The organism is Niveispirillum sp. FG148, from assembly GCF_057809655.1.
This window is the reverse complement of sequence record NZ_JBMDKJ010000007.1, coordinates 49,539-62,630: the sequence shown is the minus strand read 5'-3', so window position 1 is coordinate 62,630 and position 13,092 is coordinate 49,539. Positions and strand designations below refer to the sequence as shown.

At 65.0% G+C, this 13,092-nt stretch carries 13 protein-coding genes and 1 pseudogene; 7 read left to right on the top strand and 7 right to left on the bottom strand.

What is annotated here, in order from left to right; translation table 11 throughout:
* Nucleotides 1-22: 22 nt before the first annotated feature.
* Nucleotides 23-793 (bottom strand): enoyl-ACP reductase FabI, encoded by a 771-nt coding sequence (gene fabI / locus ACODTW_RS09940; RefSeq protein WP_488945824.1) that lies wholly within the window; start codon nt 791-793, stop codon nt 23-25.
* A 195-nt stretch (nt 794-988) separates the two neighbouring features.
* Between fabI and ACODTW_RS09935 the strand changes: the two genes are divergently transcribed.
* On the top strand, nt 989-2,107 hold the full coding sequence (locus ACODTW_RS09935) for a bactofilin family protein (protein WP_488945822.1): 1,119 nt from the start codon (nt 989-991) through the stop codon (nt 2,105-2,107).
* A 49-nt stretch (nt 2,108-2,156) separates the two neighbouring features.
* A pseudogene (locus ACODTW_RS09930) lies at nt 2,157-2,324 on the top strand (DUF2256 domain-containing protein).
* Between the two features lie 3 nt (nt 2,325-2,327).
* On the opposite strand, the gene ACODTW_RS09925 reads toward ACODTW_RS09930, so the two are convergent.
* Nucleotides 2,328-2,819 carry a YajQ family cyclic di-GMP-binding protein gene (locus tag ACODTW_RS09925; RefSeq protein WP_488945821.1) on the bottom strand — a complete coding sequence of 164 codons (492 nt, stop codon included), beginning with the start codon at nt 2,817-2,819 and terminating at the stop codon, nt 2,328-2,330.
* Between the two features lie 99 nt (nt 2,820-2,918).
* The gene (locus ACODTW_RS09920) at nt 2,919-3,080 is read right to left on the bottom strand and encodes a hypothetical protein (RefSeq protein WP_488945820.1); all 162 of its coding nucleotides are present in this window, start codon (nt 3,078-3,080) and stop codon (nt 2,919-2,921) included.
* Nucleotides 3,081-3,335: 255 nt separating this feature from the next.
* Here ACODTW_RS09920 and ACODTW_RS09915 point away from each other — a divergent pair, with 255 nt between their 5' ends.
* Nucleotides 3,336-4,688 (top strand): TldD/PmbA family protein, encoded by a 1,353-nt coding sequence (locus ACODTW_RS09915; RefSeq protein ID WP_488945819.1) that lies wholly within the window; start codon nt 3,336-3,338, stop codon nt 4,686-4,688.
* Between the two features lie 92 nt (nt 4,689-4,780).
* Here the strand turns inward: ACODTW_RS09915 and ACODTW_RS09910 are convergent, their stop codons facing one another.
* Nucleotides 4,781-5,539 (bottom strand): LuxR C-terminal-related transcriptional regulator, encoded by a 759-nt coding sequence (locus ACODTW_RS09910; protein ID WP_488945818.1) that lies wholly within the window; start codon nt 5,537-5,539, stop codon nt 4,781-4,783.
* Nucleotides 5,540-5,869: 330 nt separating this feature from the next.
* Here ACODTW_RS09910 and ACODTW_RS09905 point away from each other — a divergent pair, with 330 nt between their 5' ends.
* Nucleotides 5,870-6,535 carry a LuxR C-terminal-related transcriptional regulator gene (locus ACODTW_RS09905; RefSeq protein ID WP_488945816.1) on the top strand — a complete coding sequence of 222 codons (666 nt, stop codon included), beginning with the start codon at nt 5,870-5,872 and terminating at the stop codon, nt 6,533-6,535.
* A gap of 112 nt (nt 6,536-6,647) precedes the next feature.
* Here the strand turns inward: ACODTW_RS09905 and ACODTW_RS09900 are convergent, their stop codons facing one another.
* Nucleotides 6,648-7,724, bottom strand: a complete 1,077-nt coding sequence (locus ACODTW_RS09900) for an OmpA family protein (RefSeq protein ID WP_488945815.1) — start codon at nt 7,722-7,724, stop codon at nt 6,648-6,650.
* Between the two features lie 224 nt (nt 7,725-7,948).
* Nucleotides 7,949-8,164, bottom strand: a complete 216-nt coding sequence (locus tag ACODTW_RS09895; RefSeq protein ID WP_488945814.1) for a hypothetical protein — start codon at nt 8,162-8,164, stop codon at nt 7,949-7,951.
* A gap of 134 nt (nt 8,165-8,298) precedes the next feature.
* On the opposite strand from ACODTW_RS09895, the gene ACODTW_RS09890 reads away from it, so the two are divergent.
* Complete coding sequence (locus ACODTW_RS09890) at nt 8,299-9,333, top strand: MBL fold metallo-hydrolase (RefSeq protein ID WP_488945813.1); 1,035 nt, start codon at nt 8,299-8,301, stop codon at nt 9,331-9,333.
* 68 nt (nt 9,334-9,401) lie between these two features.
* On the opposite strand, the gene ACODTW_RS09885 is transcribed toward ACODTW_RS09890, so the two are convergent.
* Nucleotides 9,402-10,049, bottom strand: coding sequence for a hypothetical protein (locus ACODTW_RS09885; protein WP_488945812.1), 648 nt, complete (start codon nt 10,047-10,049; stop codon nt 9,402-9,404).
* A 369-nt stretch (nt 10,050-10,418) separates the two neighbouring features.
* Between ACODTW_RS09885 and ACODTW_RS09880 the strand changes: the two genes are divergently transcribed.
* Together ACODTW_RS09880 and ACODTW_RS09875 are read left to right on the top strand one after the other, a co-directional pair.
* Nucleotides 10,419-11,666 carry a helix-turn-helix domain-containing protein gene (locus tag ACODTW_RS09880; RefSeq protein ID WP_488945811.1) on the top strand — a complete coding sequence of 416 codons (1,248 nt, stop codon included), beginning with the start codon at nt 10,419-10,421 and terminating at the stop codon, nt 11,664-11,666.
* 161 nt (nt 11,667-11,827) lie between these two features.
* Nucleotides 11,828-13,033 carry a GGDEF domain-containing protein gene (locus ACODTW_RS09875; protein ID WP_488945809.1) on the top strand — a complete coding sequence of 402 codons (1,206 nt, stop codon included), beginning with the start codon at nt 11,828-11,830 and terminating at the stop codon, nt 13,031-13,033.
* Nucleotides 13,034-13,092: the final 59 nt, after the last annotated feature.

Genomic DNA, 13,092 nt, shown 5'->3' with positions numbered 1-13,092 from the left:
CGTTGGCGTCGGTTCGGCCGGATCACCCGACGATGGAATAGCCGCCGTCGATATATTCGACGCCGCCGGTCAATGACTTCGCCGCATCGGACGCCAGGAAGGCGGCATAGGCGCCGACATCCTGGATCGTCACCTGATGACGGATGGGTGCGCGCTCGGCGGCCCGCGCCAGCAATTCATCGAAGCGGTCGATGCCGCTGGCAGCCCGCGTCTTCAGCGGCCCCGGCGACAGGGAATGGACGCGGATGCCCTGTGGCCCCAGTTCGGCCGCCAGATAGCGGGTCACCGCCTCCAGCGCCGCCTTCACCGGGCCCATCACGTTGTAATGCTCGACCACCTTTTCGGAGCCATAGAAGCTGACATTCATCAGGCAGCCGCCATCCGTCATCAGCGGCTCGGCCAGCTTGGCCATGCGGATGAAGGAATGGACCGACACGTCCATGGCCATCAGGAACCCGTCACGCGTGCTGTCCACAACGCGGGCATGCAGATCGTCGCGCGGCGCGAAGGCGATGGAATGCAGCAGGAAGTCCAGCTTGCCCCATTCGGCCTGGACCTTCTCGAACACGGACTCCAGTTGCCCCGGCTCCCGAACGTCGCAGGGCAGGATCAGCGGCGCCGACAGTCCTTCGGCAAGCGGCCGCACATACGGTTCAGCCTTGGCATTCAGATAGGTGATGGCCAGATCGGCCCCCTGCTCCCGGAAGGCCTGGGCGCAGCCATAAGCGATGCTGTCGCTGTTGGCGACGCCGATGATCAGCCCCCGCTTGCCGGTCAGATCAAACAATCCCATGGAAGCCACCATCATGCTGCATTGCAATAGGCGGCCAAGGTGCGGTGGAAGCGGCGGCAGATCAAGCCCATATGCGTATATGTAACCGAAATGTATCACGGTGGCCCCGTGTCGCGGCCATGGCGGTGGCCCTTGGCCCCCGGCCTGGATGGCGCGAGCATGGGTGGGTCGCCCGTTTCACAGGATTCCCTGACGATGTTGACCCGGCATTTCCTGATCGTTCCCCTTCTGCTGGCGCTGTCGGCGCCAGCGCAGGCCGGTGCGATCTTCCAGTCGGGCAACGATGTCCGGGTGGACAAGCCGCTGGACGACGACCTGATCGCCGCCGGCCACGGCCTGACCGTGTCGGCTGCCATCGACGGCGACATCATCGCCGCCGCCCTGAATATGCGCATTGACGGCCCCGCGACCGGTGATGCGGTCCTGGCCGCGCTGGAACTGGATGTGACTGCACCCGTCGCCGGCGATCTGCTGGCGGTTGGCTATGACATCAATCTGGCGGGCACGGTGGCGGGTGACGCCCGGCTGAGCGGGTCGGAGGTGCGGTTGGCCCGAACCTCCCGTGTCGGAGGTGATCTGGTCATCAGCGGCGGGGAAATTCAGCTGGATGGCAACGTTGCCGGCGACGTCCAGCTGTCGGGCGACCATGTGGTGGTGACGGGCACCATCGCCGGTGATCTGGAAGTGGACAGCGAAAATCTGGAACTGCTGCCCGGTGCGCGCATCCTGGGGGATGTCCGGCACACCGGCCCGACCGCCATGGAAGTGCCGGCCGGCGTTTCGGTGTCCGGCACCATGCGCTTCCACCACCGGGCCGAAACAGCGGCGGGGCCGACAGTGCCCGGCACCTTGGGTCGCGCCTTGGCCCTGTTCCTGCCGGGACTGGCCGTGCTCTGGCTGTGGCCGGCCCAGCTGATGCGCGCCCGACAGGAAATGGGCCGGCGGGCAGGCTTGCATCTGGCGGCCGGGCTGGCCTTGCTGATCCTGGCACCGCCGGCCATCCTGCTGCTGATGATCAGCCTTGTCGGCATTCCCGTCGGCATGTTGCTGCTGGGGCTTTACCTGCTGGCAGCACCCATGGGGCTGGCCTTCACGGGGCTGGTCCTGGCCGACTGGCTGCGCCGGGGGCCCCCGTCGGTGCCGTTCGACGCGGCGGGACTGTTGCGCCGCTACGCCCTGGTCGCACTGGTGGCGGCACTTTTGTCGCTGCTGCCCGTGGCCGGCCCGATCATCCTGACCTTGGCGGCGGCATTGGGCCTGGGCACGCTGGCGGCGGGCCTGGCGGGTCGGCGACGGGCGGGGCTGGCCGTCTGACGCGGCCGCGCCATATCACCGGACCGTACGCCCCGGGGACCCTGTGATCATGCCCAAGATGATGAAAAAGGCCGATCTGCCCACAAAGACCTGTGTCCAGTGCGGCCGACCTTTTGTCTGGCGCCGCAAATAGGCGCGGGCATGGGAAGAGGTGCGCCATTGTTCCGACGCCTGCCGGCGCGGCAAGGTGCCGGACCGGACAGGCGGGAAGGCGTGAGCATCAGTCGCGGAAATTGTTATACTGCAAAGGCTGTTCGATCTTCAGCCCCTTCACCAGGGCGATCGCCGCCTGCAGATCGTCCAGCTTCTTGCCGCTGACACGCAGTTCATCGCCCTGGATGGCGGCCTGGACCTTCATCTTGCTGTCCTTCAGGGCCTTGACGATCTGCTTGGACAGCGCCTGTTCGATCCCCTGCTTGACCTTGATGGTCTGGCGCAGGGTACCGCCGGCCGCATTCTCTTCCTTGCCCCAGTCCAGGCAACCGGGGTCCAGCTTGCGGCGCACAAAATAGGCCTTCAGCATTTCCTGAAGCTGCGCCAGCTTGGTCGCGTCTTCGGTATGGATATGGATCTCGTTTTCCTTCTCCTTCAGTTCCAGCGTGGACTTGGAACCTTTGAAGTCGAAGCGCGTCTGCAGCTCGCGAACAACACCCTGCACGGCGTTGTTCACTTCGGCGAGATCGGTCTTGGAAACAATGTCGAAGGAAGGCATGGGCGGAACGGTTCCCAACAATCGGTAGAATGGTCTGGAGACAGACTAGCACCAGCCACACCGATACGTCACCTTTCCAGCCCCTGCCCTGATGGCGGATCAGCCCTTCGGAGCTGCGGTCGCCACGGTCTGCGCCATGGTACCGCCACCGGCATGCGCCTGCTCGCCGGCCGACAGGGCCGCCACCAGGAACAGACCGGCCAGGACCAGGGCTTGCAGGACCGCCGCGGCCCGGTGCTTGGAAATCGTTGCGTTACGCATTTTCGGCCTCCTCTCAGGCTGGATGGACCCTGGGCATCGCCCCGATACCCGATGGCGCGACTATATAAGCAACTCTTTAACATCCAAACATTTAAGTTGTAAGCCGACGGTGACAAACCGTAACGACCTTGTACCTGTTGCACGTACAACACAGGTCTCCACCATCGCCGGGCGCTTTGGCCCTTTTCCCGACCGATGGCCGGGTGCTAGATGTCAGGGGTCGGCCCGGTTCGGGCCCTGAAGCCGGGACATGGAATGAGCAAGCCGCCTTTCGACCAAGCCGCCGCCGATCTGCTGGACGATCTGATCCAACGCGCCCGGCGTGCCGGCGCCGATGCGGCCGACGCCCTGCTGGTGGATGCGGCGTCGCTGTCGCTGTCGACCCGCCTGGGCAAGCCGGAAGGGCTGGAGCGGTCCGAAGGGGGCGATCTGGGCCTGCGCGTCTTTGTCGGCAAGCGGATGGCCGTCGTCTCCTCCACCGATCGCAGCCCACGCATGTTGGCCGAACTGGCCGAGCGCGCCGTCGCCATGGCGCGCGCCGTACCGGAAGACCCGTTCTGTGGCATCGCGGAGTCGGCCGCCATCACCCACAACTGGGCCGATCTGGACCTGTGCGACCCGGCCGAACCCGCCGCGGATGACCTGATCGACGCCGCGCGCGCGACGGAGGATGCAGCCCGCGCCGTTGCTGGCGTCACCAATTCCGACGGTGCCGATGCCAGCTGGAGCCGCAGCGCCATCACCTTGGTGGCCAGCAACGGTTTCTCCGGCGGCTATGCCGTCTCCCGCCGGTCCCTGTCCGTCTCCGTCCTCGCCGGGGAAGGTACGGGCATGGAACGCGATTATGATTATCACGCCACCGTCTATGGCAGCGACCTGCGCAGCCCCGAACAGATCGGCCGCAGCGCCGGCGAGAAGGTGGTGGCCAAGCTGAACCCGCGCAAGGTGAAAAGCCAGACCGTGCCCGTGATCTTCGATCCGCGCGTTTCCGGCGGTCTGGTCGGCAGCCTGCTGGGGGCCATCTCCGGGGCGGCCATTGCCCGCGGCACCAGCTTTCTGAAGGACCGCCTGGGTCAGGCCGTGTTCGCGTCCGGCATCCAAATCGTGGACGACCCGCATATCCGCCGCGGCCTGCGGTCGAAGCCGTTCGACGCGGAAGGGCTGCCGAACCAGCGCCGCAACCTGATCGATGATGGCGTATTGACCACCTGGCTGCTGGATCTGAGGTCCAGCCGCCAGCTGGGCCTGACACCGACGGGCCATGCGGCGCGCGGCACGGGCAGCCCGCCCATGCCCAGCCCGACCAATGTCTTCCTGGCCCCCGGCACGCTGACGGCGCAGGAACTGATGGCCGATATCGGCCAGGGTCTCTATGTCACTTCCCTGATGGGACAGGGGGTCAATGGCGTCACCGGCGATTATTCCCGCGGGGCTGCCGGCTTCTGGATCGAGAATGGGCAGATCGCCTATCCCGTCAGCGAGATCACCATTGCCGGCAATCTGAAGGACATGTTCCCCCGGATGCTGCCCGCCAGTGACCTGGAACTGCGCTATGGCATCGACGCGCCCACCGTGCGCATCGACGGGATGACGGTTGCGGGGACCTGACGGCCACAACCGCCCCAAATGGAAAAGGCCCGGCACGGCTGCCGGGCCTTTTCCATGTCAATACCGGCGCAACCGGCGGCATGCAGGCGTGATCAGTCGGCGCGAACGCCTGTACGGGCCGCCAGAATGGCGATCTGGGTGCGGTTGCGGGCGCCCAGCTTCTGCATCATGGCGCGCACATGCACCTTCACGGTGCCTTCCAGCACGCCCAGCTGCCGCGCGATCTCCTTGTTGGAGCAGCCGGACAGCAACAGCTTGAAGATATCGCGCTGACGGTTGGTCAGGCGGGCAACGCTGGCCTGACCCGCCACATCTTCCGCCGCCCGGGACGGGGCCGCCGATTGCAGCATGGCATAGGGCATCTGCACATAGCCTTCACGGGTCAGCGCCAGCCCCACCGCCTCTGCCAGCACGGCGCTGGGGTCGCTTTTCAGCAGGCAGGCCGTGACCCCGGCCGTCAGCAACGTGCGGGTCTCTGCCGGCGTAAAGGCCGACGACATGATGATCGCGGGCACGCCCTGCAGCCGCCCCATGAAATCGGCAATGACGGTCATGCGTTCGGACCCCAGCCCGTCGGCATCCATCAGCACGACATCGGGAATGCTGGTGGCACCCGCCAGCAGCGCCAGCGCCTCTGCCGGGGTGCCTGCCTGCCAGGTCTGTGCCCCGTCATGCAGGGAGGCAAGCGTCAGTGCCAGACCATGGCGGACCAGGGCCTGCGGATCGATGACCAGGAAGCAGCGCCGCCGCGCCGACATCGCGATATCGCCACCTGACGGCATGGACCGCACATAGCTGTCAGTGTTCACGACACGCAACGGGCTGCCTGCGCGGCGTACAGCGATGGTCATCCTGACCTCCTGCTAGTGGGCACCCAGCCCGTCTGATTAATTCTCCATTCATATTCGTATGGATTAAGTCCAATCGCAACCTCCTTCTGGTAAGTTCGACAAGAATCTGTTTATATTCTTGAAGGGAACGGAATTATTATGAAATTAGATCGAATTTCGAAGCATTTATCCTTGTTGGTTACTTCGAAGTTCGCGCGATTGATTGTATTTTAACTAAAATTCGAACGAAAAGCCCAAATGGCTTGGAATCATGGGAAAAATTCCCGTCGGATGCGCGGCACTCAGTATCGGCGGCGATGGGGACTGGCTGGACCGAAAGGGTGAGGGGCGATGACATCCGGTTCTGTGATGCTGGTTGACCACGATCAGCTGTTCAGCGCGGCTCTGGCCGCCCTGCTTGAAGAAGAAGGGCTGGTGGTGGAGTCTCCCCTGCCCTCCCTGAATGCCGCGGAAGCCCTGCTGGAAGACGGGATCGAACCCTTCCTGATCATCACCGATCCGGCGGGACTGGACCGGCAGGAGGATACAGATCCGCTGACCCGCCTGCGCGCCCTGGCGCCCGACGCGCGGCTGCTGGTGCTGAGTTCCGACCTCAGCCAGGCCGCCCTGACGCGCAGCATGTCGGCCGGCGCCCATGGTCATGTGTCCAAGGGCGCCTCGTTCAACGCCGTGTTACGGGCGGTGAAGCTGATTCAGATGGGACAGGCCGTTTACCCCGTGTCGGCGACGCAGGCCATGGGGCAGTCCCCGGTACCGGTGACAACCGGCACCGAACCGATTGCCAATGGCGACGGGGCCGATCTGTCCCCGCGGGAAACCCAGATTCTGGCCTGCGTGATCAGCGGCCATTCCAACAAGGCGATCGCACGCCGTCTCTCCATCACCGAATCCACGGTGAAGATGCATTTCAAGAATGCGATGCGGAAGATCAATGCCGGAAACCGGACCCAGGCCGCGATCTGGGCCATGGAACATGGCATCGCGCCCATGGCGTGATCGTGCATTGAAAGAATAGAACAGAAAAGGGGCCGCCCGTCCTTCGACCGGCGGCCCCTTTGCATATCCACGATCCGCCGGTCCCGAGGGACCGGCGGACATGCCCGGTGGATTACGGGAACACGATGACCGCGCGGCGGTTCGACGGCTCACGCACGCCGTCGGCCGTCGGGACCAGCAGGTCGGTCTCGCCCTTCGCCTCGACGGCGATCTGGGCGGCCGGCAGGCCCTGGCTGGCCAGATATTCGCGCACGGCTTCGGCGCGACGCTGCGACAGCTTCTGGTTATAGTCGGCCGGACCGGACGTGTCGGCATGGCCGGCAATGCTGATCTGCACGATCTTGCCGGCCTTGGCGTCGCGAGCGACGTTCTGCAGAACCTGCTGGGCATCAGCCGACAGCACCGAACGATCCCAGTCGAAGAAGACCGTGAAGTTGCGGGTGATGGTCGGCGCGGCCGGCGCAGCAACCGGAGCCGGAGCGGGCGGCGGCGGGGGCGGCGCGGCGACCACGGTGGTTGCAGCCGGAGCGGCCTTCATCGGGGCAGCGCCGAACACGGCGCGGACACCGATCAGCACGCTGTGGCTGTTGTAATCCGACTTGTAGGTCGGGGATTCCGACTTGAACTTCAGGTCGTCAACGGCCAGATAGCGATAACCCAGCGTCAGATCCAGATCGCTGGTCAGCGCATAGGACACGCCAGCGTTCAACTGATACGCGAAATTGTCCTGCTGGGCGTTCGAATAGTTGGCAGCGGTGAACAGCGGACCGACATTGTCCGTATCCACCCAGGCCCAGCCCACGCCGGCGCCGACATAGGGGCGGAACGGCGAACCGATGTCGAATTCCTTCTGCACCACACCCATCAGGGTGAAGGTGGTCATGTCGCCGATGGCGTTGCCAACCGGACCGCCCTTGATGCTGTCGGTCTGGTGGATATTGTACCCGCCTTCGATGCCCAGACGCAGGCCCGTGCCGAACTGATAGCCAGCACCCAGGGTCGCCGTGATGGCTTCCTTGGTATCGACCTTGTTCGTGGTGGTGGCGTTCTGGAACTTGGAGTCCTGCAGCCAGTCAACACCGACCTGGGAAGCGATGTACGGGCCTTCCGGCAGGTTCTGCGCCGTCGCGGAAACGGCCGGCATGAGCGCGAGGGCGGTCCCCATCAGCAAATGGTGCAGCTTCATCATTCATTCTCCTTAAGGGCCCTTGGGGCTACCGTCTTGTACGAGGCCCATCAAGGGGCCGGGCCGACGGCGGCATATTCTGTCACGGGGCCGTCTGGTATCAACCACACGCAGCCCGGTCACACTAGGCTTACAGAAATTGTGCTGCCAACTCAAGGAGGCAACTAGATGGCCAAAGATGCTAGCCCATTTGGCTGAACAATTAAGGATGAGGATTTGAAGCTGTTCTATGCCGCGCTGCGAAAGGCTTTCATGGCTTCACGCCGGGCTGTCGCGGCGTCGGGGAAGTGCCGGCCATGCAGTCGCTGCACGGCTGGATGGACCGCGTGAAACACAACCTCGTCCTGCTCGCCGACCGCCAGCCCCACGGCTTCGTCCTCGATTTCGATAATATAGTCCCGTCGGCCGTCCATCGCCGTTTCCTCCCGCATGGTGACGGGCATGTACCGCAGCGATCATGACAGTTTCCATCATGCCGTCATGACAAAGGACCACCGCCGGAATAATCGCTGGTGATTGCTTTTGTGCAGTTGCAGGATGGTTCGCCGACCGACCCAGCCTGAAAGGCCTGCCTCCCGTGACCGCCCTCGCCTCCCCCATCGCCGCGCCCCCCACCTTGACGGAGATGGCGCCCGGCATCCTGCGGGCGCGCCTTCCGCTGCCTTTCGCGCTGAACCACATCAATGTCTGGCTTCTACGCGATGCCACACCGGCCGGCGAACCGGGATGGGCCGTGGTGGATACGGGCGTGTCGTCCAAGATGACGCGCGCGCTGTGGCAGGAAATCCTGGAAGGCCCCCTGGCGGGGGAGCCGGTGACCAAGGTGATCGTCACCCATTTCCATCCCGACCATATCGGCTTGGCGCATTGGTTCTGCGACCGGTTCCCGGCACCGCTCTGGATGACCCAGGCGGAATGGCTGCTGGCCCGGCTGCTGTCGTTGGACACGTCTGACGGGTCGGCACAGGCCAGCCGGGAATTCTACGCCACCATGGGGCTGGAACCGGCCATGCTGGTGGGGCTGGAAGAACGCGGCCACGCCTATGCGCATGCCGTGCCCGGCGTCCCGGCCAGTTACAACCGTCTGCGCGCCGGCATGCGGCTGCGCGTCGGGACGCGCGACTGGACCATCATCACGTCCGGCGGGCATTCACCTGAACATGCCTGCCTGTTCAGTGAAGGTGACAGGGTGCTGATCGCCGGCGACATGGTGCTGCCGCGGATCAGTCCGAATGTCAGCGTCTTTCCCGCCGAGCCGCTGGCAGATCCGCTGTCCGACTTCCTGGACGGGCTGGCGCGACTGCGGCTTCTGCCGGCCGATACACTGGTCCTGCCCTCGCACGGGGAACCGTTCAGCAGCCTGCATGACCGGATCGATGAATTGACCCGCCATCATCAGGAGCGGTTGCAGGAAGCCCTGGATAGCTGCGCGGACCAGCCGCGCAGCATCGCCGACATCACCCGCATGATGTTCCGCCGGCCGCTGGACGTGCATCAGATGGTGTTCGCCGCGGGGGAGGCGCTGGCCCATCTCAACCATTTGGTCCGACAGGGGCGCCTGCAGCAGCAGCGCCGCGATGACGGCATCCTGATGTTCAGCACGACCGCCTGACGCTGACGGCCGGCCGGACAAGGCGGGATCGCGACTGCGGGACCCGTGCGACCGACCCCGCGTGCCGACTACTGCGCCTTGGCCTTTGCCTTCGCCTTGACCGGGGCCGCCGCGGCGGGCGCCGGGGCCGGGGTGGCCGTGGCGACGCGGGTGGGCGGCGCCTGCGTGGCGTCGGCGATCAGGTTCGGCGGCGCCGGACGATCGCAGCGCGGGGCATTGGCCACGCGCACGCCATCACGGTCGGGGGAGAAGCCGTTCTGGATATCCTCGATGCTGGCCGCCATGGCCTTCGCCACCAGCGGCGCATGCGTGCCACAGAAGACCGGGGTCGACAGGGCGATGGCGCGCTGCGACGTCTCGTTGGCCAGACGCGTGCGGAACGTGTCGAAATTGCGCGTCGGGTTGCCCTTGGCCGTGCGCTTGTAATAGTCCACCAGCGTCTTTTCCCAGGCCTGGATGCGGGCCTGGTGTTTCAACGTGAACAGCTTGTACTGGTTGAACAGGCTGGCCTCGCCCTTCACGTCCATGTACTGGCAGGTCAGGCCGACGACCATCAGCTCGGTGTGCAGCCGGATGCCCTGTTCCGCCTCGAACTCGGCCACCGAATAGCACGGCCCCTTGGATGGGGGCGGGGCGGCCAGGGCCGGTGTCGCGGCCAATGTGGCGATGGTCGCAACAGCGGCGACGGCACGCAGGACCGGGTGAAAGACAGTCATGATGACAGCCTGTAATGGATGAAGGGAGCTGCGGCGACTGTGCCCCAAGCCGCCCTGTAGATGCAAGGGCGTGCGATGCCGGCGTGAAGGGTGCGTCAGATCGCGATCGTTGCGCGGACGAACCATTCGTGTCGCGCAGGTCTAGCCTGCCGATTTTTTTTCGCAGCCGCGTTCTTCTTTCTTTCATTTCATTCACAATTCGCCCATATCTGAACGCACAAAATCTGGCAGCTTTCCATTGGCGGCACGCTTGGTTTACTGGATTCCGCACCGGCTTCCGACACCTTTGCACCTCATCCGTCCCATGGGCTGCCATTCTCGTGAATCCGCTCAATGACGCATGAGCCTCTCTGGCAACCGAGTGACATCTTGAACGCCGAAACCGAAGGTGATGCGGAGTCCCCCAAGCGCCGGGGCCGAATTCCGCAGTCCGCATGGCCGAGAATCCTGGAGCGTTACAAGGCGGGTGCAACCCTGTCCGCCATCGCCCGGGAATTCGACTGCACGCCCAGCGCCATCTCCTATATCGTCCGCAAGGCCGAAGCTGCTGGCATGACCGCAACCGAGGGGGAAGAGACCCCGCCGGCCGCGCCTGTGATCGAGAAGGTGGAGGCGCCCGTGGCCGCCGCCCCTCCCGTGGCAGCACCCGTGGTGGAAGAGGCCGCGCGCCCCGCCCGGCGTGCCCCCCGCCCGGTGGTCGAAGCGTCGCCGGCCGTGCAGGCACCGCCCGCCGTGGCAACGCCGCGAACCGAAGAGGCCCCCGTGGCTCCGGTGCCGGTTGCCGCTGCACCCGACGCACCCGCTGCCATCCCCGCAACGGACGCGCCGCCCGCCGAGACGCCGTCGCGTGAACCGACGTTCACGCATGACAGCGGCCGCAATGGCGACGTGCCCGCCGCCCGCCGGTTTGAAGGCCGTGAAGGCCGTCCGCCGCGGCCGGAACGGGAAGGCCGTTTCCAGGGAGAGCCGCGCGAGCCGCGCGAGCCGCGTCCCGAACGGGGCGATCGTCCTGAATTTCGCGCCGAAGGTCGGGGCGAACGGGGTGACCGCGGGGAAAGCCGTGGTCAGCCGGGTGAACCGCGCCGCCAGTTGACGGCCAATGTTCCACGCTTCCCGCAGGGGGGGCAGCCGGGTCCGCAGCGCGACCGCTTCGGCAGTGACCGTCAGGGCGGCGAGCGTCAGGGCGGTGAACGCCAAGGTCGGGATCGTTTTGAAGGCGGCAACCGCCCGCCGCGCGATTTCGAGCGTGACCGTCAGCCGCCCGCTGAACGCACCAATGTGGATTTCGCCGCCGCTGGCGAGGGACCGATCGACGTTGTCTATCCCTATCGTCAGCAGCAGCGTAACCCGGCCCGTCTGGAAGCCGCGGAGACGCCGACGGCACCGGCGGATGAACGCATGGACGCGGCGGCCAAGGTCTGTGCCGAAGCCTATCGCGCCTGGAAGGGCCAGACGGGTGGCGGTGTACAGGGGCTGACCGACGCGCTGCACGAGTTGCGCAAGGTCATCGCGCGGATGGAGATTGAAATCTCTGCCAGCCGCAAGGAAGAGCAGCGGCCGATCGCATTCCCGTCCTATCGGACCAATCTGCCGCCGCCGCAACAGCCGCGCGGCTGAATATTGCGGTCTCGACCGGCATGATCAGATAAAGGGCTCCGATGTTGAAATCGGGGCCCTTTGTTTTTCCGGCTGTTGACGAATTGGGCATGACACACGTCACTTTGTTTCTGTAATAATCCCTTTTATTGACGCTGGATCGACTGGCCGCGGGCGGTCAAATGACGATGGTGCAGTTCTTCACCTTGTCGACGCTGATCGGGGCGGTCGCCCTGATCAATTGCGTTGCCATGTGTATTGTCTGGCGGATACAGCCCCGGATGGCGGGGCTGCGTCTGTGGGCGGGCGCGCAGGCTGCGGCTACCGTGGCCTGGATCCCCAGCATGTTCGTCAATCTGGGGCTTCTGAACGACCCCTTTTACACCGCCTTCAACAACATGCTGAATCTAGGCAGCATGATCCTGCTGTTTGAAGGGGCCTTGCGGTTCCGGGCGGTTGCGGGTGCGGCGACACGCCGACCCTGGCTGTTCGTCACCTTCGCCATCACCATCGTGATGTCCCTGGTCAACCGGGAGGATGCGGCCGCCCGCTATCTGTTCCACGACGCCGTGGCCATGCTGCTGCTGGGTGGCACCGCGGCTGCCATGCTGTGGCGGACGGAACCGTATCAGCGGTTGCCCCATTTTCTGACCGCCTTCTATGTCGGGGCCCAGGCCCTGACCTTCGCCTGCCGTTGGGGTCTGGCGGCAGCGGTATTGCTGGGCTGGACCGACATGTCGGCCAAATCCCTGAACTATGCTGTCTTCGGCACCATCACCCTGTGCAGTCTGGGCACGCTTTACGGCCTGATCCTGTCGATCAATGCGGCGGCGCGGCATCAGGTGGAACTGATGGGCCTGATTGATCCGCTGACCGGGCTCGACAACAGACGGGCCCTGCTGCTGGGGCTGGAACGGGTACTTGCCGAACGGTCCCGCAGCAGCGGATTGCAGGGCATCGTCTATCTTGACCTGGATGGTTTCAAATCGATCAATGATCGATATGGCCACGCCGTCGGTGACAAGGTTCTTCAGCTTGTGGCGGACAGGCTGTGCCGTTCCCTGCGCATCCAGGATCAGGCCGCGCGCATGGGGGGCGACGAATTCGTCGTGCTGCTGCGGGATCTGCCGGACGCCGCGGCCCTGGATGAAGTTGCCCAGCGCCTGCGGCGGGCGGTGGAAGGACCGGTTCCATCGGATCTGGACATGGATATTCAGATTCGCGTCAGTCTGGGGATCGCCATGGCCCCCAGCCGGGGACAGGAACCGGCGACACTGCTGCAGCAGGCTGATGCCGACATGTACCAGGATAAACGGGGCCGACAGAATTCCCAGATGCCGCCGCCCGAACCCATCATGGACCGGCTGGACGATCCTCTCCCATCCTGACGTATAGGATAGCGGCGCTGGTGCCCCGGCGCGTCCTGCACATACAATTACAAGCGGGG

Excerpts from the sequence above, each read along its gene's own strand:
- ACODTW_RS09895 (WP_488945814.1), bottom strand. The coding sequence starts at position 8,164 with ATGCCCGTCACCATGCGGGAGGAAACGGCGATGGACGGCCGACGGGAC.
- ACODTW_RS09885 (WP_488945812.1), bottom strand. The coding sequence starts at position 10,049 with ATGACTGTCTTTCACCCGGTCCTGCGTGCCGTCGCCGCTGTTGCGACC.
- ACODTW_RS09910 (WP_488945818.1), bottom strand. The coding sequence starts at position 5,539 with ATGACCATCGCTGTACGCCGCGCAGGCAGCCCGTTGCGTGTCGTGAAC.
- ACODTW_RS09920 (WP_488945820.1), bottom strand. The coding sequence starts at position 3,080 with ATGCGTAACGCAACGATTTCCAAGCACCGGGCCGCGGCGGTCCTGCAA.
- ACODTW_RS09875 (WP_488945809.1), top strand. The coding sequence starts at position 11,828 with ATGACGATGGTGCAGTTCTTCACCTTGTCGACGCTGATCGGGGCGGTC.
- ACODTW_RS09935 (WP_488945822.1), top strand. The coding sequence starts at position 989 with ATGTTGACCCGGCATTTCCTGATCGTTCCCCTTCTGCTGGCGCTGTCG.
- fabI (WP_488945824.1), bottom strand. The coding sequence starts at position 793 with ATGGGATTGTTTGATCTGACCGGCAAGCGGGGGCTGATCATCGGCGTC.
- ACODTW_RS09915 (WP_488945819.1), top strand. The coding sequence starts at position 3,336 with ATGAGCAAGCCGCCTTTCGACCAAGCCGCCGCCGATCTGCTGGACGAT.
- ACODTW_RS09925 (WP_488945821.1), bottom strand. The coding sequence starts at position 2,819 with ATGCCTTCCTTCGACATTGTTTCCAAGACCGATCTCGCCGAAGTGAAC.
- ACODTW_RS09900 (WP_488945815.1), bottom strand. The coding sequence starts at position 7,724 with ATGATGAAGCTGCACCATTTGCTGATGGGGACCGCCCTCGCGCTCATG.
- ACODTW_RS09905 (WP_488945816.1), top strand. The coding sequence starts at position 5,870 with ATGACATCCGGTTCTGTGATGCTGGTTGACCACGATCAGCTGTTCAGC.